Here is a 19,935-nt window from a genome sequence, read left to right as displayed (position 1 = left end):
AAGAGATCCATCCAAGATGACAGACCTCAACGCTATTCTCGCGCCTGGTATGTATGTAAACCATCCCGACCACCCCGAATGGGGCCTTGGTCAGGTTCAGTCGAATATCGGTGGCAAAATCACCGTGAATTTCCGTGATCAGGGCAAATTGGTCATCGACGGAACACGTATTGCCCTGATCCCTGTCTTTGATCCCTCATAGAGGTTGATGAAGAGTTAACAAAACCTGATAAATAACTGCAAACTGTTGCCAAATCTTTGTCATTTGCGGTATCAGCGCGCAACCCTTGACCCCAGTTGAAATGGCATTTTGATGTCTGACTCCAGCTCCTCCTTTTCTGTCAGGATCGCCCGGACCGACGCCGAGCTGAAAGCCGCCCAACGTCTGCGCTATGATGTCTTTGTTCGTGAATTGGGCGGCGGCGGTGAGATGGTCGACCACGACGCCGGTCTGGAGATGGACAGGTTCGACCCGTTTTTTGACCATCTGCTCGCCGAAGACATCAGCACCGGGCAGGTCGTCGGGGTCTATCGTTTGTTGCGCGATGATCAGGCTGCCAAGGCCGGACAATTCTATTCCGAGGATGAATATGATCTGACACCTTTGAAAACCAGTGGACGCAAGCTGCTGGAACTCGGACGGTCGTGTCTGCACCCAGATTATCGTGGCGGCATGGCGATGTTTCATCTGTGGTCGGGCCTGTCGGATTACGTTGAACAGCATCACATCGAGATCCTGTTTGGCGTCGCCAGCTTTCACGGTACGGATCTGAAACAATTGGCCAACCCGCTGTCGATGTTGCATCACAATCATCTGGCCCCGCCCGAATTGCGGGTCCGGGCGCAACCAGAACATTTCCAGCCAATGGATCTGGTGTCGCCGGACGATCTGGACCGGCGTTCAGCCATGTTACAGGTTCCATCGCTGATCAAGGCCTACCTGCGATTGGGTGGTTTTATCGGCGAGGGGGCGTTTGTGGACCGCAGTTTCAACACAACTGACGTCTGCCTGATCCTGGACACCAAACGTCTGAATGATAGACAACGCCGGATCTATGCCGGGGGGCGCAGCAATTGACAGACCCTCTGTGGGACAGTGACGAGGCACCAGAGCCTGTGATCATCAGTCCATTGGGCTGGATCCGGGTCCTGCTGCGCGGTCTTCCTTTGGCCGGGCTGGTATTTGGCGGTCTGATCGTGATGCTGATGGTTCGACTGATCGAATATCCGCTGTACGGGCTGCATCGCCCGGTCACCCCTTTTATCACCCAGTTTGTGTGCCGAAATGCATTTCGCGTTCTGGGGATGAAATTCACATCCACAGGCACGTTGATGACGGAACGCGGTGCCGTGGTGGCAAACCATACTTCGTGGCTGGACATCTTTGCCCTGAACGCACGCAAACGGATCTATTTCGTCTCCAAGGCCGAAGTGGCGAAATGGCCCGGAATTGGCTGGCTGGCGCGCGCGACCGGTACCGTGTTCATCGAACGCAATCCCAAAAAGGCGCGTGAACAGACAAAGCTGTTCGAAGATCGGTTGAAAGCTGGGCACAAGTTGCTGTTCTTTCCCGAAGGTACGTCAACCGACGGGTTGCGGGTTCTACCTTTTAAAACAACGCTGTTTGCGGCTTTCTTTACGGATCATCTGCGCGATATCCTGTATGTTCAGCCGGTCACTGTGGTGTTTCATGCCCCCTTGGGGGAAGCCGACAGGTTTTATGGCTGGTGGGGCGACATGGAGTTCGGCCCGCATCTGCTCAAGGCATTGGCTGCGCCGCGTCAGGGCAGCGTCGAGTTGATTTATCATACCCCGGCCAAGGTCAGCGATTTTCCCGATCGCAAGGCGTTGGCGCTCCATTGTGAAGAGGCCGTGCGTCATGCCCATGCGCTGGCCAGACCCAATGGGCAAAGCGGTGCAAAACAAGGCTGATTTGCCCTTGCGCCCTGTGAAAACCTGCCGTATACGCGCGCCATCGAAACCCGCAGGCGGGGTTTGGTTCTGTTCGGGGGAGACATCCCTGACAAACCGCCGGTTGGAGCATCCGCTCTCAATACCCCCGCCGAGGATAGAAACCGGAAAAGGATAATAGCATGGCTCTTCCCGAGTTCACCATGCGTCAGCTGCTGGAAGCTGGCGTTCACTTTGGTCACCAGACACAGCGTTGGAACCCTCGCATGGGTCCGTTTATCTACGGATCGCGCAACGGCATCCACATCATGGACCTGACCCAGACTGTTCCCATGCTGGACCAGGCTCTGCAGGCTGTGCGTGACACTGTTGCAAAAGGCGGCCGTGTTCTGTTCGTTGGTACCAAGCGTCAGGCCGCAGGCCCGATCGCCGAAGCTGCTGAAAAGTCGGCTCAGTACTATATGAACCACCGTTGGCTGGGCGGCACGCTGACCAACTGGAAAACCGTTTCCCAGTCGATCAACCGTCTGAAAGAAATCGACGAGAAGATGGAAACCGGCGCCGAAGGTCTGACCAAAAAAGAGCGTTTGGGCATGGAACGCGACCAGGAGAAGCTGCAGGCTTCTTTGGGCGGGATCCGCGAAATGGGCGGCGTTCCTGATCTGCTGTTCGTCATCGACGTGAAAAAAGAAGCTCTGGCGATTGCCGAAGCCAATAAACTGGGTATCCCGGTTGTGGCCGTGGTTGACACCAACTGCTCGCCCGATGGTGTTGATTACATCATCCCGGGCAACGACGACGCATCGCGCGCCATCAGCCTGTATTGCGATCTGGCGGCACGCGCTGCTCTGGACGGCATGACCACACAGATGGGTGCAGCAGGCGTTGACCTGGGCGCTCTGGAAGAAGCCCCCGCGGAAGAAGTCCTGGCAGAAGAAGCACCTGCCGAAGCTTGATCCGACTGTCACTGATTTGACATCTGGGGCAGGGTAGACCCTGCCCCAAATCCGTTTGATTTGAGGAGAGCCAAAATGGCAATCACCGCTGCACTCGTAAAGCAACTGCGCGACTCGACCGGCGCAGGCATGATGGACGCAAAAAAAGCCCTGACCGAAACCGATGGTGACATGGATGCCGCCGTTGACTGGCTGCGCACCAAAGGTCTGGCAAAAGCTGCCAAGAAATCCGGCCGTACAGCCGCAGAAGGCCTGGTGGCCGTTGTTGTTGAAGGTGGCAAAGGTGTTGCCGTCGAGATCAACTCGGAAACCGACTTTGTTGCCAAAAACAGCGAATTCCAGGAAATGGTTGCCGGTGTTGCTGCCGTTGCTCTGGGCGTGAACGACGTTGACGCGCTGGCTGCGGCCGACATGGGCGGCAAATCCGTTGCCGATACCATTACCGCCAAGATCGCAACCATCGGCGAAAACATGTCGCTGCGCCGCATGGCCGCGCTGGAAGGCGACACCGTTGTGTCCTATGTCCACAATGCCGCGACCGCTGGCATGGGCAAGATCGGCGTTCTGGTCGCCATGAAGGGCGGAGACGAGGCCCTGGGTAAACAGGTTGCGATGCACATCGCCGCTGTGAACCCTGCCGCTTTGTCCGAAGCTGACCTGGACGCGTCGGTTGTCGAAAAAGAAAAGCAGGTCCAGATGGACATCGCCCGCGAGTCCGGCAAACCGGAGCAGGTGATCGAAAAAATGATCGTTGGCCGGATGAAGAAATTCGTTGCCGAGTCGACCCTGCTGAACCAGCAGTTCGTTGTGAACCCTGACCTGACCGTGGGGGCCGCTGTTTCCGAGGCCGGCGCAGAAGTCACCGGTTTCGTGCGTCTGGAAGTGGGCGAAGGCATCGAAGTCGAAAAAGAAGATTTTGCAGCAGAAGTGGCCAAAGCCGTTCAGGGCTAAGCCCGCAAGATCTGATGATGTTGGGGCCGTTCCATATTTGGAGCGGCCCTTTTTTTGTCTGTCGCCATCTCAGAACCATTACGGCGTGGCCGTTGATCCGGACACCCCGCAGTTGTTTTTAGAAGGCAGCCGTTCTTCGAGGATAAAACTTTCATTCTGTCAGGGCAGGGCGCGACATAAAAATCGGTTCTGAAATAGAAAACGGGGCTGCACTTGCCTGCAGCCCCGCTATTTTTGAAGGTCCCTATATGGGGATGGAGGACCTTTCAAATTCTCCGGTTCAAGTACGCCGACTATAAGCGCTTGAACCGGACAGGTCAGAGAGCCCTGAAATGGCAGGGATCTTTTCCCGATGCTCCTCAGGCTAAAGCCACCACTCACGGAACTATTACAGAGTGCCGCGAAGCCATTGAATTGGAAAGTAGTGATTTCCTTACCTCGGGGAAGTTTAACGAAAATTTAACGTTTTCGCCCAATTATTGGGCGATTTTTGCGCCGCCGCACAGATTTTTTCGCGGCAGGATTGCAGTCAGGCTTCCATCACGAACATTTGGTTGTGCAGGGCAGCTTTCATAACGGCTTGAGCGGTCGTTTCAACCGATAGCGCCTCGCGGGCGAGGCGCAGATGTTTTTCCACGGTTGCCGATGTCAGTCCCATGAGCAACGCGATGTCCTGGGTTGTCTTGCCATCTCCAACCCATTCCAATGCTTCGCGCTGACGTTTGGTCAATCCGCGGTTGGGCGGGTTGTATGGCATCGACATGATTTTGAGATGAGCCATGTTGTTCATCAGCAGGATGTCCTGGCCGTGTTCGGCCCAAACCGCATCGACGTCATCCTGTGTCATGCCCGGTGCCGCTGCCAAGGATATTGCGCCCTTGGAGCGTGCGGACAAGGACATGAAACTGACGGTATACCCCGCAATCACGCCCATTTTTTGGTTGAATTCGTAAACTCGTACAGCTTCGGCTGAGGGGTTTCCATTCTGTTGCATCATCTGTGCAATCAGATTCCAGCTGCCAGCACCCTGGTTTTCCAGCGCCCATTGCAACATGGGCGCATGAAAATAGAGACCGTTGTGGACAAACCCATTCACATACTCTGTCGTATGATTGCTGAGGATGACAAAATCTTCGGGGTCGCCCAAAGAATTTTCGGTCCGATACCGGGTAAAGCCATAGAGCAAACGATCAAACCCATATTTGCCCATCTGCTCGGTATGCGCAGCCCAAAGTTCTTCCAGGCTGGATGCATAAGATACAAAAAACAAATAGTCGCGAAGGTTCATGCGGGTGGAACCTCTGACAGATGTTTGTTCAGCGCGTCCAGAGCCAGGTTATAGCCCAGCGCACCAAAGCCACAAATCTGTCCCAGTGCGACGGGCGCAATATAGGATGTGTGGCGGAACGCCTCGCGCGCATGAATGTTGGACAAATGGACTTCGATCACGGGAAGCTCGACTGATGCAATCGCATCCATCAGCGCAATCGAGGTGTGCGTGTAAGCGCCTGCATTCAGAACGATGCCGGCGTGAACGCCCTTGGCGGCATGAATGGCGTCAATCAAAGCGCCCTCATGATTGGACTGCAAGCACGTCACATCCAGCCCCAGCGCAGCCCCATGAGCCGCACATGCCCGTTCCACCATTGCAAGGGTGGTTGACCCATAAACCTCGGGCTGGCGCGTTCCCAGCAGATTGAGGTTCGGCCCATTGAGAACCAAAACACTAAACATTTCTACGTATTCCCCATACACCTAATTTCATAAACAGGATTACGTTTGTATGTCCAGCAGGTTGGATCGTAAAAAAGATGCCAAATCGCAAAATAACGCTGCGACTTTTTAGGGGGTTTTGTGTGGATCTGAGCCTTTTCAGCCCTAGGCTGCGGGTGCCCAGGGCCAAAGTGTTCTAGGTGGGTATCGTCAGGACCACCTTGCCCATGACTTTGCGGTCTTCGATCAGGCGCAGCGCATCAGCGGCCTGATCCATCGGGTAGGCGGCTGTGATCCGGGGCCGGATCTTTCCCTCGGAATACAGCGAAAACAATTCAGAACTGTTCTCTTCGTGCCCCTTTGGGTCGCGGAATACGGCCGCTCCCCAGAACACCCCTACGATCTGGGAACCTTTTAGCAGGGTCAAATTCAAGGGGATTTTGGGGATGCCTGCGGGAAACCCGACCACCAGAAAGCGGCCGGTCCAGGCCAGCGCCCGGATGGCAGGTTCTGCGTAATCCCCGCCAACCGCATCATAGACCACATCAACACCTTCGCCGCCGGAAAGTCGTTTGAATTCGGCCGACAACATTTTCTGGGCGTCGCGGTCCAATGTGGTCGGATACACGATGGTTTCATCTGCCCCCAATTGACGACAGAATTCGGCCTTTTCCTCGCTGGAGACGGCTGCAATGACCTTGGCCCCGGCCGCCTTGCCCAATTCGATTGCGGCGGCTCCAACGCCGCCGGCCGCGCCCAGAATTAACAGCGATTCTCCGGGTTTCAAATGCGCCCGATCCTTGAGCGCGTGATGCGAGGTGCCATAGGTAAAGATGAAACAGGCGGCGTCCTCATACGGCATGTCATCCGGGATCTTGACCGCAGAGGCCGCCGGAATGTTGATGTGAGACACAAAGCCACCGTGGGCCGTCAGGGCCAACACCCGATCTCCGACAGAAAACCCGTTAACGCCGTCACCGACCGCCAGAACCTCGCCTGCGATCTCGCCACCAGGGGCAAAGGGGCGGGGTGGTTTCATCTGGTACATGTCACGAATGATCAGCGTATCGGGGAAATTGACACCGGCCGCCTGGACCCCAACCAATAGATGGCCTTTCTTGACCTCGGGGTCGGGCAGGTCGCTCCAGACCAAGGTTTCAGGGCCGCCAATTTGGGTGCTGAGCATGGCTTTCATCAGAGGAACACTCTCTTCAAAGGGTTGATTGTGACGTTAAGTCGAACAGGGTTTGGGTATGTTGTCAGACTTTCGGCGAAATGCAATTCTGCACAGCGGAACAATGACGCAACGATCTTTTCCCTGGAAAGAGGCCAAAGCCATGGCGCAAGATTTGGAACAGCTGAGGACCCATTGGCGGGCATGGCTCGAAACCAATTGTCCGGACGAAATGCGGGATGGACCGGCGTCCGAGGCCGATATCTGCTGGGGAGGTGCGAATTGGCAGTTCGCCAGCGAGGCACAGGAGGTGTGGCTGCGCCGATGTGCCAGTGTCGGGATCACGGTGCCAACCTGGCCCAAAGAATACGGCGGTGCGGGATTGACCCGGGACGAGGAAAAGATCCTGCACCAGGAGATGAAGCGCATCAACGCCCGCACACCTTTGCAAAGCTTTGGCATCTGGATGCTTGGGCCCGCGTTGTTGGCGTTCGGCAGTGACGCCCAGAAACAGGAGATTCTGCCGCCGATTGCGCGCGGAGAGATCCGGTGGTGTCAGGGGTACTCCGAACCCGGCGCAGGGTCTGATCTGGCCGGTGTACAGACCCGGGCCGACGATTGTGGCGATCATTGGGTGGTCAACGGACAAAAGATCTGGACGTCCTATGCGGACAAGGCCGACTGGATTTTTGCGCTGGTGCGTACCGACCGCGACGCCCCTAAGCACAAGGGAATCTCCTTTGTTCTGATCGATATGCACAGCACGGGCGTGTCGACACGGCCCATTCAGCTGATTTCCGGGGCTTCGCCATTTTGCGAGACGTTTTTTGACAACGTACAGGTGCCCAAAACCCAGGTCGTCGGACAAATCAACCGGGGCTGGGATGTGGCCAAATATCTTTTGACCCATGAACGCGAGATGATCAGCGCAGGTGGTGCCCTGATGGGCGGTGGTCGCGCCTTGGGTGCGGTGCTGGCAGACAGCGAAACCGGCAACAGTGACCCGATCCTGCGGGCAGACGCCATGCGGGCCGAGATCGATGGGCTGGCCTTTGGATTGACGTTGGAACGTTACAAGGACCAGGTCGAAGCAGGAGGCAGCGTCGGGGACGCGTCGGCGATGTTGAAATATGCGGGAACCGAGCTGAACAAACGCCGTCAGGAGCTGATCATGGGGGCCGAAGGATCAGCAGCGCTGGAGTGGGAGGCGGGGCTGCCGGGGTCCTGGCTGCGCTCCAAGGCCAATTCAATCGAAGGCGGCACCTCTGAGGTGATGTTGGGCATTATTGCAAAGCGTATTCTGGGGCTGCCAGGGTGAGACATGGTTAAACTTGTTGAAACTACCGACGAAATTCTGCTGGCTGACACGGCGCGCGGATTTCTGGATCGGGCGGCACCAATCGCGCATTTGCGCGGATTGCGGGACGCAGGACAGGTCGGGGATGACGCGCTCTGGGGTGAAATGGTGGCCATGGGGTGGGCAGGTGTTCTGGTTCCCGAGGCCCAGGGCGGTTCGGACATGGGCCATGCCGCCGCCGGAATTCTGGCCCGTGAAATGGGCCGGACGCTGGCGACCAGCCCATTTCTGAGCACCGCCGTCATCGCAGCAACAGCCCTGCGACAGGGCGTGGACAGCCGGTCTGGTGATCGACTGAACCAGATTGCCTCAGGGCAATTGCGCTATGCGATTGCGCTGGATGAAACGTCGAAATTCGCACCGACAATGGCAGAAATGCAAGCCCGCCGGGACGGCAACGGTTTTCGCCTGAGCGGCACAAAACGGTTTGTGGTGGATGGAGCCCAGGCGGATCGACTGCTGGTGCTGGCCCGGACAGATGACGGGTTGACGGTGTTCGACCTGCCCGCAGGTCGCGCAGGCATCACCCGCCATGTGACGCCAGCGATTGACAGTCGGGATGTGGCCCGGATCGATTTGGCCGATGTGGCCGCCACCGGAGACGATGTGCTGGGCAAGGTCGGCGACGCCATGGCTGTTCTGGCACCGGCTTTTCAGGCCGGGCAGGCGGCTTTGGCCGCTGAATTGTCGGGGCTGACCAGTGGCGTTTTTGGCATGACGGTTGGCTATCTCAAAGAGAGAAAACAATTCGGGGTGCCGATCGGTGCCTTTCAGACGTTGCAACATCGGGCCGCGCATCTGTGGTGTGAGACCGAAATCACCGCAGCGGCCGTTCTGAATGCCGGACGTCTGTTGGACACGACACCGGATCAGGCCGAACTGGCAGTGTCCCTGGCCAAGGCCCGCGCAACGGCCACTGCGCAGCTGGCGGTGCAGGAAGGTGTTCAGATGCACGGCGGGATCGGAATGACCGACGCGTTTGACATGGGATTCTTTATGAAGCGGGCCCGGGTCGCTGCCGAATGGTTGGGAGACTACGGATACCATGCGGCGATTGTCGCCAGACATCGCGGGTTTTGAAGGGACGGGACATGACACCTGAAATCTTATTTTCTCTCACAGGCAAGACGGCCCTGATCACCGGGGGGGCCTCGGGGATTGGGCGCATGGCCGCCGAAGCGATGGTGCGGGCGGGGGCGCATGTCTTGATTGCGTCGCGCAAAGGCGATGCCTGCGCCGCTGTTGCCAGCGATCTGAACGCCCTGGATGCGCCGGGATCTGCCGAGGGATTTGCCGGTGATATCGGGTCTGAGGCCGGGATAGATGCCTTGGTAACCGAAGTTGGACGCCGTGTTGCCCGATTGGATATTCTCATGAACAATTCCGGCGTCACCTGGGGTGCGCCACTGGGTCAGTTTCCCTATCAAGCTTGGGAGAAGGTCATGTCCGTGAATATGGCTGGTGTCTTTGACCTGACCCAGAAATTGCTCCCCATGCTGATGCAATCTGCAACGCAACGGGATCCGGCGCGTGTGATCAACGTGGGATCGGTCATGGGGGAAATCCCCATGGGGGATGGCGCTTACAGCTATTCCGCCTCCAAGGCGGCGGTCATTCACATGTCAAAAATCCTGGCCAAGGAACTTGCAGGGCATCATGTGACCGTCAATGCCCTGGCACCGGGCCCGTTCGTGTCACGCATGACCGCTTTTGCTACGGGGGACGCCGACAAACGTGACAAAGTCGGACAGGATGTGCCGTTGGGTCGCGTTGGTGCGCCCGAAGACATTGCCGGCTGTGTGCTGTTCCTGGCTGGCCAGGGCGGGGCCTATGTAACAGGGGCGGTTATTCCTGTGTCCGGTGGAATAAACGTCATGTCGGGGCAAAATATATTTGCCAGCGCTATCGATTAGCGTTCGGGTGCTCTCGCTTGAACAACATGAAAAAACACGAACAAGAGTTTGATATGTCATTGCAAAATTGGACCAGATCCGAAGACCACCTGCCTAAAAATCTGCGCGGTCTGCGGTTGCCGCTCATTGGGTCGCCGCTGTTCATCATTTCAGTTCCTGATCTGGTTATCGCGCAGTGCAAGGCAGGGATCGTAGGTTCATTCCCGGCGTTGAATGCACGCGAGAGTGAAGGTGAGCCGCCGATGCTGGACGCATGGCTGCAACAAATTACCGAGGCACTGGATCGCCACAATCAGGACAATCCTGACAGGCCCGCCGCGCCGTTTGCAGTCAACCAGATCGTACATCGGTCAAACAGCCGACTTGAGCGCGACTTGGAGATTTGTGCCAAGTGGAACGTTCCCATCTGGATCACCTCGCTGGGTGCTCGGGTTGACGTCAACGAGGCCGCCCATTCCTGTGGTGGTGTGGTTCTGCATGATGTGATCAACAATACCTTTGCCCAAAAGGCAATTTCCAAGGGAGCCGATGGATTGGTGGCCGTTGCGGCTGGGGCTGGCGGACATGCAGGGGCGCAGTCGCCGTTTGCCCTGATCCGTGAAATTCGCAGTTGGTTTGACGGCCCTCTGGCCCTGTCGGGAGCCATTGCCAGCGGCGAGGCCTTGTTGGCAGCGCGGGCATTGGGCGCGGACTTTGGTTATGCCGGGTCACCGTTTATTGCAACACATGAGGCCAATGCTCAAGAGAAATACAAACAGATGATCGTCGATAGCAGCGCCGAAGATATTGTATATTCTTCTCTTTTTACAGGTGTTTGGGGTAACTATCTAAAGTCATCGATCGAACAGGCGGGGATGGATCCCAACAACCTTCCATCGGCAGATCCCACGTCGATGAATTTCGCGCAGGGGTCATCCAAACCGAAGGCCTGGAAAGAGATTTGGGGGTCGGGCCAGGGCATTGGCGACGTCAATGCGGTGACATCCGTCGAAGAATTGGTCGATCGTATTGATCGTGAATACCGTGCTGCGGGTCACAGGCTGGCGGCTGAGTTCCCGATCTGATGCGACATTTTTTGGGCACCTGGACCCGAAAGTGAGTTGAATACGAGGCGGCGCTGAGAAAAGGATGGATGTGATGAGTGAAGACGCACAAATGCTCGATGTGGCGGCAGTCAGCCGGTATCTCGAAACACATTTCCCGGGTTTTTCGGGCCCCTTGCAGGTCCGAAAGTTTTCCAATGGGCAATCCAATCCCACCTTTCAGCTGATCACGCCGGATCAAACATTGGTATTGCGTCGCAAACCCCCGGGAACATTGTTGAAATCCGCCCATGCCGTGGATCGCGAATTTCGTGTGCAACGGGCGCTGGCCGACACCGACGTTCCTGTGGCACGCATGCATTTGCTGTGCGAAGACCCGGATGTGATCGGATCGACGTTCTATGTGATGGAGCACATCGACGGGCGCAATTTCCTGGATCCGACCATGCCGACGGTCGATGCGCAAACCCGCAGCGGTGTCGTGGACCAGATGAACACGGTTCTGGCGGCCTTGCATATGGTGGATGTCGACGCCGTCGGTCTTGGGGATTATGGGCCGCCCGGGAACTATCTGGAACGTCAGCTGGGCCGGTGGACCAAACAATACCGGGCCTCTGAGACCACAAAAATCACAGAGATGGATGATCTGATCGCCGCATTGGAACAGGCATTGCCACCCGATGATGGACAGCGCACGCTGGTTCATGGGGATTATCGGATCGACAATATGATCTTTGATCGAACCGGGACCAAATGTCTGGCGGTGCTGGATTGGGAACTGTCGACCATTGGCCATCCTTATGCCGATCTCGCGTCGGTCATCATGCAATGGCAATTGCCACCCGGCGAAGAGGGACGGGGCCTCGCGGGTGTTGACCGTGCTGCGCTGGGTCTTCCATCTGATCAGGCGTTTATCGAAGCCTATTGCCGCCGGCGCGGATTGTCCGAAATTCAGTATTTCAACGTATTTCTGTCGTTCAGCTTTTTCAGAATGGCGGCGATTATCCAGGGTGTCCTGAAGCGGGCATTGGACGGCAATGCGTCCAACCCCGAACGCGCCATGCAACTGGGTCAATTTGTGCCTTTGTTTGCCCGACACGGGGTGCAGGCCCTGCGGGGCTGAGCCTCTAGATGATCCAAGGACACATGTGATGAGCGGATCTGAGTTTCCCCCCGATGATGACCCCCAGGGGGCCAAGGACAGGAACTTTGTCACGGCGTTGGCGCGGGGGCTGGATGTGCTGCGCTGTTACCGACGTGGTGAAGTTCTGCTGAGCAATACCGATTTTGCCGACCGGACAGGTCTGCCCAAAGCCACGGTTTCACGTCTCACACACACGCTGTGTCAGCTCGACTATCTGGTGTTGGAGACGGCGACCGGGTCGTATCGGTTGGGGGCAGGGGTCCTGCAACTTGGGTTTGGCGTGCTGGCCAGTATCGATATCTGCGACCGGGCTGGTTCGGTGCTCAGAGATCTGCGCAATGGGCCCAATTCCTATATCACAGCAGCCCTAGGCGAAGCCTTTCGCGACGAGGCGATTTATCTTGGTGTGTATCGATCTCGTGAAAACGTGTCGCTTTCGATGCATGTCGGATCCCGGCTGCCGCTGTTCTTCTCGGCAATGGGGCGGGCGATCTTGGTTGGCTCCACCGATGAACAGCGCCAGACTGCATTTGAATCGGCTGACCTGGTTGACCCTGAAAACAAACAGTTACGGCAACAAGCTTATGAATCTGCCCGTTCTGAATTCGATACGCATGGATATTGTTCCAGCTATGGCGAATGGCGCCATGACGTCAATGCCATCGCAGTTCCGGTGCACTCTTTGACCGGCTCACGGGTGTTTGGATTGAACGTCGGCGGGCCGTCCTTTCACGTCAAACCCAAAGAGTTGCAAGGCTATTATGCAGGTGCGCTGAGGGAGGCGGCCGGGTTGCTGAGCTTGCGACCCTGAACGCCTTGAGACGATCGTATCCTGTGGAACTGCGTAGTACTACGTATCGCTAAACGCTCGACGTGTCGGGCACCTGTGCGCATATTGTTGACCAAGAATTTAGAAACAAGGACACCGGACATGACCAAACAAGCATGGCTAACGCGCAAACAACACGAACATGGCGTTGTCGAGCTTGAGCTGGGGCGGGCTCCAGTCAACGCGCTGAGCCCCCAGTTTCTGATGGATTTTGCCGATGAAATGGTCGCTCTGGGCAATGATGACGGGGTACGTGCCATCGTATTGTCGAGCCCGTTCAAGGTATTTTCCGCCGGGCTGGACCTGAAGGAAGCGCAGTCGTTTGACCGGACGCAGCAAAATGACATCGTAAAGGGGCTGAACGTCGGGTTTCTGGCCCAATATGCCTGCCCCAAACCGGTTGTTGCGGCCGTGGGCGGGGCCGCCATTGCGGGAGGTCTATTCTATGTGCTGGCCAGCGATTTCAGGGTCGCAGGGCCGCGGGCGTCATTTGGATTGGCCGAAGTCCGGGTGGGTGCAGATTTCCCGGTGGGACCGTTGGAAATTGCGCGGGCGACCCTGGACAGCAACACCCAACGCCGCCTGATGCTGACCGGTCAACCAATCGGTGCCCAGGACGCTCAGCGGGCCGGAGTGGTCGATGTCGTCACCGACGAAACCGGGGATGTTCTGTCTTGCGCTCTCGGACATGCGCAAACCTTGGGTCAATTGCCACCAAAAACATATGCCTCGATCAAACGCCAACTGCGCGGTGCCACGATCGCCTGTATCGAAGCTGCCATGGCGGCCGGAGGCAATGATCCTGAAGACGGATGGTTTACGGATGAAACCGTCTCTGCAATGCAGCGGATGATCGGATGACTTGCAGCATCAAAGCCAAAAAAGAAAGCAGGATCGCATGAGCAGCTTGGATCACACCCGGTTGAACCGCATTGCCAACTGGATGCAACGCTATGTCGATGAACGAAAATATGCCGGCAGCTCGGTGCTGATCCGCCAGCATGGCCAGGATGTCTATTTCCACGCATCCGGTCAGCGCAATATCGAAGAAGACCTGCCGTTTGACCGGGACACTTTGGTTCGGATCTATTCTATGACCAAACCTGTAACATCGGTTGCGGTCATGATGCTGGCTGAACAGGGGGCGTTTCATCTGGACGCGCCCGTGACCGAATTCATTCCTGCCTTTACGGATATGCAGGCGCTGGTGCCTGGTGCAGAGCGCATTGACCAGACCGAACCCAGCCCCGCACCAACCCTGCATCAGCTTTTGACCCACACATCCGGGCTGAGCTATCCGTTCAACCCGGGCGTTCTGGCGGCTGCGATGGAACAGGATGACATATTGTTCAAGCCTGATCAGGGATCGCTTGCGATCATGGCGGACAAGGTCGCGACCTATCCATTGGCGTTCAAACCCGGGTGCCAATGGGAATATTCGGTGGCCACGGATATTCTGGGACGTGTGGTCGAAGTCGTTTCGGGCCAACCATTGGGAGATTTCTTCGACCGTGAAATTCTGGCTCCGCTGGGCATGACTCAGACCGGTTTTCAGGTGCCCAAAGGGGCAGGGGATCGGTTTGCCTCTCTTTATACTCCTTTGGCCGGGGATGCGATGGCGCTGAATTCAGCCGCAACAGGTGGCGAAACACTACGATTGGTAGATGATTATCACGGGTCCCCCTTTGCGACGGCGGACATGCATTCGGGCGGAGGCGGTCTGATCAGCTGTCTGGACGATTACATGCGCTTTGCGGAAATGCTGCGTTTGGGAGGTGCCACCCCAGAGGGACACTTGTTGTCACCCAGCATAGTCGATTTCATGACACGCAATCATCTGACGGGTGACATCGCGTCACTGGGCCCCAAAAGCTTTGCCGAACAGCCGATGGAAGGCGTCGGATTTGGTCTGGGTGGGGCCGTCGTCTTGGACCCGGCCCGAATGCGGACGCCTGGATCCGTCGGAGATTTCAGCTGGGGTGGAATGGCATCCACCTTCTTTTGGATTGATCCTGTGACCCATATGTCAGTGGTTTTTTTCACCCAATTGTCACCCTCCAGCTCTTATCCTTCGCGCTCCGAGCTCAAAGCTTTGGTTCACGGGGCATTGATTTGACAAAAGTATCAATGCATTAGATGGTATACATGATGCATGTTTGGATCTGAAACAAGGTGACGGTCGATGGATGATGGCGCGCAAGAGCTTTTGGATCTTCTAGATCTGGAACCTTTGGACAAGGATCTGTTTCGCGGTACCGGGGCAGGCGGTGAAACACCGACCCGGATTTACGGGGGGCAGGTTATCGCCCAGGCGTTGGCTGCGGCCTACCGCACTGTGCCAGATGATCGCCTGTGTCACAGCCTGCACGCCTATTTCATCCGACCCGGAAATCCCGCCAGCCCAGTGATCTATGACGTGGATCGGGCGCGGGACGGCGGCAGCTTTACCACACGGCGCGTGGTTGCGATTCAGAACGGCAAACAGATCCTGAATCTGTCATCCTCGTTCCATCTGCAAGAGGACGGCTGGACACACCAGCACCGGAAACCCGATGTCAAGGAACCAGATGGTCTGATGTCGCGCCAGACGTTTCACAAACAGCATCTGGATCGTATCCCGGAGATCTTTCACGCCGAAGTTCTGCGTCCAAGACCCTTTGAAATGAGGGAAATTTCCCCGCGGGACCCTGTATCGCCAGAACCGACCAGCGATGAAAATCACGTCTGGTTGCGGATGCTGGCAGCATCGGGGCAAACGCCGCAGATGCAGCATATTCTGTTGGCCTATGCATCGGATTTTGGTCTTTTGGGGTCTGCCTTGCGACCGCATGGATTGAACTGGTACCAACGCAAAACGATGACGGCCAGTTTGGACCATGCGATGTGGTTTCATGGGCCAATTGCGATGGAGAATTGGCATCTTTATTCGATGGATTCACCATTCGCAGGCGGTGCCCGGGGATTCAACCGCGGTAGCATCTACACACAGGACGGCACATTGGTTGCCAGTGTCGCGCAGGAAGGGTTAATGAGACCTATCTCATAAGGTATTGGAAATAGGTCATTTCCCAAACATCCTGTTCAGTTTTCGCATACCGCCGATCCAACGGTCATAGTCTTCGGACTTGGCCTGCATATACCCGCGCACTGATTTATGTGGCAGCACCAGGAATTCCTTGTTGGCAATTGCCAGTTCACAGGCTTCGGCAACCGTATCAGGTTCCAGCATTCCATCTATGGCAGCGACGCTGGTTTCGAACCCTTTGGTCATTTCGCTGCGCACAGCCTGAGGGCAGAGCACGGAAACACCAATGCCTTGGTCACCATAGGTAAAAGCCAACCATTCCGAGAGCCCGACCGACGCGTGTTTGGTGACGCCATATGGTGCTGCGCCGATCTGGTTTAACAATCCAGCAGCCGACGCCGTGTTCAACAGATACCCGCCGCCGCGTTCGATCATTCTGGGCACCACGTGGCGTGCCGCCCAAACTTGGGACATCACATTGATATTCCAAATCTTTTGCCATTCTGTGTCTGGCACTTCGACACCACCCAAAGTCAAAATCCCGGCGTTCGAACAAAACAGGTCAATCGGGCCAATTTGGCTTTCTGTGTCAGCCACGAGCGCGGCAATGTCTGTTTCAACCGAAACATCTACATGCTTCGCTGTACCACCGAATTCAGCAGCAACCTTTGATGCACCAGAGTGATCAATATCCGCACACACCACATGTCGCGCGCCTGATGCAGCAAAGCGACGTGCAAGGGCAGCACCAATTCCGCTAGCGGCGCCTGTGACAACTATAGTCTTATTTTCAATGATCACGTCGCGCGGTCCTTGTTCGGTTGCTTTGGGATAGTAAGAAATATCTAAAGTGATCCGGGTTTCCTGCCAATCCGCGTCTGTACGGAGTGACGGCACGGAAATCAAATTAAATTACATAATACCAATTATGAGATAAATGGGTATGCGCGACAGCACGAAACTCATTTGGTACCTTCCTGTTATAAAACAATGCGTTACCTGATAGCGTTGGAGCACTCCTGATAGATGGTTTCCGCAAAAGATTGATGGACGATATTGGCTGCCCATACCTGCCCCAAACACCAATGGCATTTGGGGCTCACGCAACGCTTTCATGTTCACAGGAGCAAAGTTCTGGCCGGTCTGGTTCGGACGAGCTGTTCATCCGCGTTGGCCATCACGCCCGGAATTAAACCTGTATTGGTCGTTTGGCGCATGGACACTGGGGCCGAACTGGACAAAAATCAAATGTTCAGGATATCTCTGTCCCGCGACATCAAAATGATACCTGTCGACTTGTGGAGGCCCACCGATGACCCTGCCCTTTGACGGTGCGATCAGCGCCTATTTTGAAACTGGTGCCCCCGATGGCATTCGGGACATGATCCGATCCTCGGGGAAACGGGAAATTCTTTCCGACAGTTACCCTTATGACTCTTACATGAAAACAAAGGCATACGACGAAGAGATCGAGGCGCTACAGATCGAGTTGGTCAAATTGCTGGCCTGGGTGAAATCGACCGGTGCCCGGGTCGCCATTGTGTTCGAGGGGCGTGATGCCGCCGGCAAAGGCGGAACCATCAAACGGTTTCGCGAAAACCTGAATCCACGCGGTGCCCGTGTGGTGGCGCTGTCCAAACCGACCGAGGCCGAGCGCAGTCAGTGGTATTTTCAGCGCTATATCCAACAATTGCCCTCTGGCGGCGAAATTGTTTTCTTCGACCGATCCTGGTACAACCGTGGTGTGGTGGAAAAGGTGTTCGGCTTTTGCACGGATGAACAGCGCGAACAGTTTTTCCGCCAGGTAAACGGCTTTGAAAAAGCGCTGGTGGATGATGGTATTCACCTGTTCAAATTCTGGCTCAATGTCGGGCGCGCCGAACAGTTGCGCCGGTTCCTGAAACGGGAAAGCGACCCATTAAAGCAATGGAAACTGAGCGGGATTGATGTAAAGGGCCTGCCCTTGTGGGACGACTACAGTGACGCAATCAGCGAAACATTAACCCGCTCCCACAGCCGCGAAGCGGAATGGACCATCGTGCGGTCCGATGACAAGAAACGCGCCCGACTGGCGGCGATCCGCACCGTGCTGAACGCATTGGAGTATGACCGCAAGGATGCCGACGCAATTGGCAAGGTCGACACCGGTATCTGTGGCGGACCGGATGTGTGGAATGCCTAAGCGGGGGTACCATCACGGCAACCTGCGACAGGCCCTGATTGACGCGGCCTTGCGGCTGATCGAAATCAAGGGCCCCACCGGGTTTACCCTGTCCGAGGCCGCCAAACAGGCCGGCGTAACCCCGGCGGCCGTCTATCGCCATTTTGAAGGGCGCGAGGATCTGATCGCCGAAGCCGCGCGCCAGGGGTTTGTCATGTTTGCCGATCTGATGCAGCACGCCTATGACAAATATCAACCCTCGGCGCTGGGAGCATTCGAGGCTACAGGTCGCGCCTATCTGGCCTTTGCCCGAAAATATCCAGGGCATTATATCGCCATGTTCGAAAGCGGGATTTCAGTCAACCGGACACCTGAATTGGCTGATGCCTCGGCCCGGGCACGCGGCATTCTGGAACGCGCCGCCACCGATCTGAGCCAGCACATACCACCGGACAAGCGCCCACCAGCGTCGATGTTCAGCGCTCATATCTGGGCGATGAGCCATGGGGTGGTCGAACTCTATGCCCGAAATTCACCGGGAACGGCTTCGCCGTTTTCGCCCGAGGATCTTCTGGAAACCGGGATCGGAATTTATCTGCGCGGATTGGGATTGATCAAACCGGATTGACCCGGCCCCCGTCCCGGTTCGCGAGCCAGGCCCCTGCCCGGTTTGTCGGGCGTTCGATCACCACATAGGTCATTGTCGAAAGTAGCAAAGTGACCGCATAGATGGCCAGAAAATCGACGAACTCGGACCCTGTATTGATCCCGGCGCTGTGAAACAGGGCGATGACCAGCGGATGTGCCAGATAGATGCTATAGCTGATCGAACCGATAAACAGCATCACAGGGGCTGCCAATACCCGGGTCAGGGCCGGAACTCTGGTGGTGGAGGCTGTGACGAGCAAAACAGCCGTGGCCAGCCCTATGATCTCGCCACGGCCTGTGAATTTGAATGACACGGCCAGCGCAAACATCCCGATTGCACCCCAGGCCAGTGTTGTCATGCCCGAGCTGACATGATCGCCCAATCGATTCCGCAGCACATAGGTAAATGCCCCGACAAAGAACCAATGCCCGCTGGCAACCGGGGACCATTTGACCGCCATCGAGGTGCCCAGAAACTCTTTGCTGAGATAGGATAATACACCGGTCAGGACGGCCAGAACCAACACCGCGCCGAACACCCGCGACAGAGTTTTGGCAAAGCCCAAAAACACCGGCAACATCACATACCAGAAGATTTCAACCGGAATGGTCCATTCCACGCCCAGCACCGAATTGGCAACACGATAGTCGAGATAGCTGAGCAAGCTGAGATGCATCACCAAGTTATAGACATCCGGTGAGGCTCCCAGATCCGTCATCCAATTGGACACATCGACGCCGGACCGGGCCGACACCATCCCGGCGCAAATCATCACCCAATATAACGGCACAATCCGAAACAACCGCCGGATCAGATAAGGACGATACCCGGTCGCATCGGTAAATGTCTTGGCCACTGTAAAACCGGAGATGACAAAGAAAACATCCACCCCGTATTTACCCGCACTATTGACCACGCCGCCAAAGTCGCCCAGCGACGCCAAAGCGCCCGTGTGCATGATCACGACCATTGTGGCGGCAATGGCGCGCAATCCGGTGATGAAATCCGTGTCGCCATAGGTTCTGATAATCACCGTCGTCGCCCCATCCGGATTCTTAGGTCGCTGTATTCCGGGGTTTCATACCATGCCCCAAAGGACAGGAAAACCG

21 protein-coding genes are annotated in these 19,935 nt (G+C 56.4%); 16 read left to right on the top strand and 5 right to left on the bottom strand.

Annotation, left to right across the window (positions count from 1 at the left end; genetic code table 11):
- Nucleotides 1-16: 16 nt before the first annotated feature.
- The 5 genes from K3727_11660 (at nucleotide 17) to tsf (ending at nucleotide 3,818) form a co-directional block, all read left to right on the top strand.
- On the top strand, nucleotides 17-202 hold the full coding sequence (locus K3727_11660; protein ID UWQ89487.1) for a DUF3553 domain-containing protein: 186 nt from the start codon (nucleotides 17-19) through the stop codon (nucleotides 200-202).
- A gap of 111 nt (nucleotides 203-313) precedes the next feature.
- Nucleotides 314-1,078, top strand: coding sequence for a GNAT family N-acetyltransferase (locus K3727_11655; protein UWQ89486.1), 765 nt, complete (start codon nucleotides 314-316; stop codon nucleotides 1,076-1,078).
- On the top strand, nucleotides 1,075-1,932 hold the full coding sequence (locus K3727_11650; GenBank protein ID UWQ89485.1) for a 1-acyl-sn-glycerol-3-phosphate acyltransferase: 858 nt from the start codon (nucleotides 1,075-1,077) through the stop codon (nucleotides 1,930-1,932). The genes K3727_11655 and K3727_11650 overlap by 4 nt, the downstream gene beginning before the upstream one ends.
- Nucleotides 1,933-2,093: 161 nt before the next feature.
- Nucleotides 2,094-2,867, top strand: a complete 774-nt coding sequence (gene rpsB / locus K3727_11645) for a 30S ribosomal protein S2 (GenBank protein UWQ89484.1) — start codon at nucleotides 2,094-2,096, stop codon at nucleotides 2,865-2,867.
- Between the two features lie 75 nt (nucleotides 2,868-2,942).
- A complete protein-coding gene (tsf, locus tag K3727_11640) occupies nucleotides 2,943-3,818 on the top strand; it encodes a translation elongation factor Ts (protein ID UWQ89483.1) in 876 nt (291 codons plus the stop codon).
- A 529-nt stretch (nucleotides 3,819-4,347) separates the two neighbouring features.
- On the opposite strand, the gene K3727_11635 is transcribed toward tsf, so the two are convergent.
- The 3 genes from K3727_11635 to K3727_11625 form a co-directional block, all read right to left on the bottom strand.
- The gene (locus tag K3727_11635; GenBank protein ID UWQ89482.1) at nucleotides 4,348-5,106 is read right to left on the bottom strand and encodes a LuxR family transcriptional regulator; all 759 of its coding nucleotides are present in this window, start codon (nucleotides 5,104-5,106) and stop codon (nucleotides 4,348-4,350) included.
- Nucleotides 5,103-5,552, bottom strand: coding sequence for a type II 3-dehydroquinate dehydratase (aroQ, locus tag K3727_11630; GenBank protein UWQ89481.1), 450 nt, complete (start codon nucleotides 5,550-5,552; stop codon nucleotides 5,103-5,105). Before aroQ ends, K3727_11635 begins: the two co-directional genes overlap by 4 nt.
- Before the next feature lie 175 nt (nucleotides 5,553-5,727).
- The gene (locus K3727_11625) at nucleotides 5,728-6,726 is read right to left on the bottom strand and encodes an NADPH:quinone oxidoreductase family protein (GenBank protein ID UWQ89480.1); all 999 of its coding nucleotides are present in this window, start codon (nucleotides 6,724-6,726) and stop codon (nucleotides 5,728-5,730) included.
- 142 nt (nucleotides 6,727-6,868) lie between these two features.
- Between K3727_11625 and K3727_11620 the strand changes: the two genes are divergently transcribed.
- From K3727_11620 to K3727_11580, 9 genes are all read left to right on the top strand, one after another.
- A complete protein-coding gene (locus K3727_11620) occupies nucleotides 6,869-8,023 on the top strand; it encodes an acyl-CoA dehydrogenase family protein (GenBank protein UWQ89479.1) in 1,155 nt (384 codons plus the stop codon).
- 3 nt (nucleotides 8,024-8,026) lie between these two features.
- Nucleotides 8,027-9,142, top strand: a complete 1,116-nt coding sequence (locus tag K3727_11615; GenBank protein ID UWQ89478.1) for an acyl-CoA/acyl-ACP dehydrogenase — start codon at nucleotides 8,027-8,029, stop codon at nucleotides 9,140-9,142.
- A gap of 11 nt (nucleotides 9,143-9,153) precedes the next feature.
- Entirely contained in the window at nucleotides 9,154-9,975 is an 822-nt protein-coding gene (locus K3727_11610; protein UWQ89477.1) for an SDR family oxidoreductase, read from the top strand.
- Nucleotides 9,976-10,028: 53 nt separating this feature from the next.
- The gene (locus tag K3727_11605; GenBank protein ID UWQ89476.1) at nucleotides 10,029-11,039 is read left to right on the top strand and encodes a nitronate monooxygenase family protein; all 1,011 of its coding nucleotides are present in this window, start codon (nucleotides 10,029-10,031) and stop codon (nucleotides 11,037-11,039) included.
- A gap of 73 nt (nucleotides 11,040-11,112) precedes the next feature.
- Entirely contained in the window at nucleotides 11,113-12,141 is a 1,029-nt protein-coding gene (locus K3727_11600; GenBank protein ID UWQ89475.1) for a phosphotransferase family protein, read from the top strand.
- A gap of 28 nt (nucleotides 12,142-12,169) precedes the next feature.
- Nucleotides 12,170-12,973 carry an IclR family transcriptional regulator gene (locus tag K3727_11595; protein UWQ89474.1) on the top strand — a complete coding sequence of 268 codons (804 nt, stop codon included), beginning with the start codon at nucleotides 12,170-12,172 and terminating at the stop codon, nucleotides 12,971-12,973.
- Between the two features lie 120 nt (nucleotides 12,974-13,093).
- Complete coding sequence (locus tag K3727_11590; GenBank protein ID UWQ89473.1) at nucleotides 13,094-13,852, top strand: enoyl-CoA hydratase/isomerase family protein; 759 nt, start codon at nucleotides 13,094-13,096, stop codon at nucleotides 13,850-13,852.
- 37 nt (nucleotides 13,853-13,889) lie between these two features.
- Nucleotides 13,890-15,107, top strand: coding sequence for a beta-lactamase family protein (locus K3727_11585; protein UWQ89472.1), 1,218 nt, complete (start codon nucleotides 13,890-13,892; stop codon nucleotides 15,105-15,107).
- Nucleotides 15,108-15,173: 66 nt separating this feature from the next.
- Complete coding sequence (locus tag K3727_11580) at nucleotides 15,174-16,037, top strand: acyl-CoA thioesterase II (GenBank protein ID UWQ89471.1); 864 nt, start codon at nucleotides 15,174-15,176, stop codon at nucleotides 16,035-16,037.
- 15 nt (nucleotides 16,038-16,052) lie between these two features.
- On the opposite strand, the gene K3727_11575 is transcribed toward K3727_11580, so the two are convergent.
- Nucleotides 16,053-16,817 carry an SDR family oxidoreductase gene (locus K3727_11575; protein ID UWQ89470.1) on the bottom strand — a complete coding sequence of 255 codons (765 nt, stop codon included), beginning with the start codon at nucleotides 16,815-16,817 and terminating at the stop codon, nucleotides 16,053-16,055.
- A 511-nt stretch (nucleotides 16,818-17,328) separates the two neighbouring features.
- On the opposite strand from K3727_11575, the gene ppk2 reads away from it, so the two are divergent.
- Both ppk2 and K3727_11565 read left to right on the top strand, forming a co-directional pair.
- Nucleotides 17,329-18,198, top strand: a complete 870-nt coding sequence (gene ppk2, locus K3727_11570; protein ID UWQ89469.1) for a polyphosphate kinase 2 — start codon at nucleotides 17,329-17,331, stop codon at nucleotides 18,196-18,198.
- Nucleotides 18,191-18,805, top strand: a complete 615-nt coding sequence (locus K3727_11565; protein UWQ89468.1) for a TetR/AcrR family transcriptional regulator — start codon at nucleotides 18,191-18,193, stop codon at nucleotides 18,803-18,805. The genes ppk2 and K3727_11565 overlap by 8 nt, the downstream gene beginning before the upstream one ends.
- Here the strand turns inward: K3727_11565 and K3727_11560 are convergent.
- Nucleotides 18,792-19,859 carry an acyltransferase gene (locus tag K3727_11560; GenBank protein UWQ89467.1) on the bottom strand — a complete coding sequence of 356 codons (1,068 nt, stop codon included), beginning with the start codon at nucleotides 19,857-19,859 and terminating at the stop codon, nucleotides 18,792-18,794. The genes K3727_11565 and K3727_11560 overlap by 14 nt on opposite strands.
- Nucleotides 19,860-19,935: the final 76 nt, after the last annotated feature.

This window comes from Rhodobacteraceae bacterium M382, from assembly GCA_025141015.1.
Taxonomy (GTDB): domain Bacteria; phylum Pseudomonadota; class Alphaproteobacteria; order Rhodobacterales; family Rhodobacteraceae; genus Aliisedimentitalea; species Aliisedimentitalea scapharcae.
The sequence above is the reverse complement of the archived record's forward strand: the minus strand, read 5'-3'. Positions and strand labels throughout refer to the sequence as shown.

Bases quoted from the DNA above. Each gene is read 5' to 3' on its own strand.
- K3727_11590 (UWQ89473.1), top strand. From the start codon at position 13,094: ATGACCAAACAAGCATGGCTAACGCGCAAACAACACGAACATGGCGTT.
- K3727_11600 (UWQ89475.1), top strand. From the start codon at position 11,113: ATGAGTGAAGACGCACAAATGCTCGATGTGGCGGCAGTCAGCCGGTAT.
- K3727_11610 (UWQ89477.1), top strand. From the start codon at position 9,154: ATGACACCTGAAATCTTATTTTCTCTCACAGGCAAGACGGCCCTGATC.
- K3727_11605 (UWQ89476.1), top strand. From the start codon at position 10,029: ATGTCATTGCAAAATTGGACCAGATCCGAAGACCACCTGCCTAAAAAT.
- K3727_11620 (UWQ89479.1), top strand. From the start codon at position 6,869: ATGGCGCAAGATTTGGAACAGCTGAGGACCCATTGGCGGGCATGGCTC.
- ppk2 (UWQ89469.1), top strand. From the start codon at position 17,329: ATGACCCTGCCCTTTGACGGTGCGATCAGCGCCTATTTTGAAACTGGT.
- rpsB (UWQ89484.1), top strand. From the start codon at position 2,094: ATGGCTCTTCCCGAGTTCACCATGCGTCAGCTGCTGGAAGCTGGCGTT.
- K3727_11585 (UWQ89472.1), top strand. From the start codon at position 13,890: ATGAGCAGCTTGGATCACACCCGGTTGAACCGCATTGCCAACTGGATG.
- aroQ (UWQ89481.1), bottom strand. From the start codon at position 5,552: ATGTTTAGTGTTTTGGTTCTCAATGGGCCGAACCTCAATCTGCTGGGA.
- tsf (UWQ89483.1), top strand. From the start codon at position 2,943: ATGGCAATCACCGCTGCACTCGTAAAGCAACTGCGCGACTCGACCGGC.
- K3727_11580 (UWQ89471.1), top strand. From the start codon at position 15,174: ATGGATGATGGCGCGCAAGAGCTTTTGGATCTTCTAGATCTGGAACCT.
- K3727_11625 (UWQ89480.1), bottom strand. From the start codon at position 6,726: ATGAAAGCCATGCTCAGCACCCAAATTGGCGGCCCTGAAACCTTGGTC.
- K3727_11660 (UWQ89487.1), top strand. From the start codon at position 17: ATGACAGACCTCAACGCTATTCTCGCGCCTGGTATGTATGTAAACCAT.
- K3727_11635 (UWQ89482.1), bottom strand. From the start codon at position 5,106: ATGAACCTTCGCGACTATTTGTTTTTTGTATCTTATGCATCCAGCCTG.
- K3727_11565 (UWQ89468.1), top strand. From the start codon at position 18,191: ATGCCTAAGCGGGGGTACCATCACGGCAACCTGCGACAGGCCCTGATT.
- K3727_11595 (UWQ89474.1), top strand. From the start codon at position 12,170: ATGAGCGGATCTGAGTTTCCCCCCGATGATGACCCCCAGGGGGCCAAG.
- K3727_11615 (UWQ89478.1), top strand. From the start codon at position 8,027: ATGGTTAAACTTGTTGAAACTACCGACGAAATTCTGCTGGCTGACACG.
- K3727_11655 (UWQ89486.1), top strand. From the start codon at position 314: ATGTCTGACTCCAGCTCCTCCTTTTCTGTCAGGATCGCCCGGACCGAC.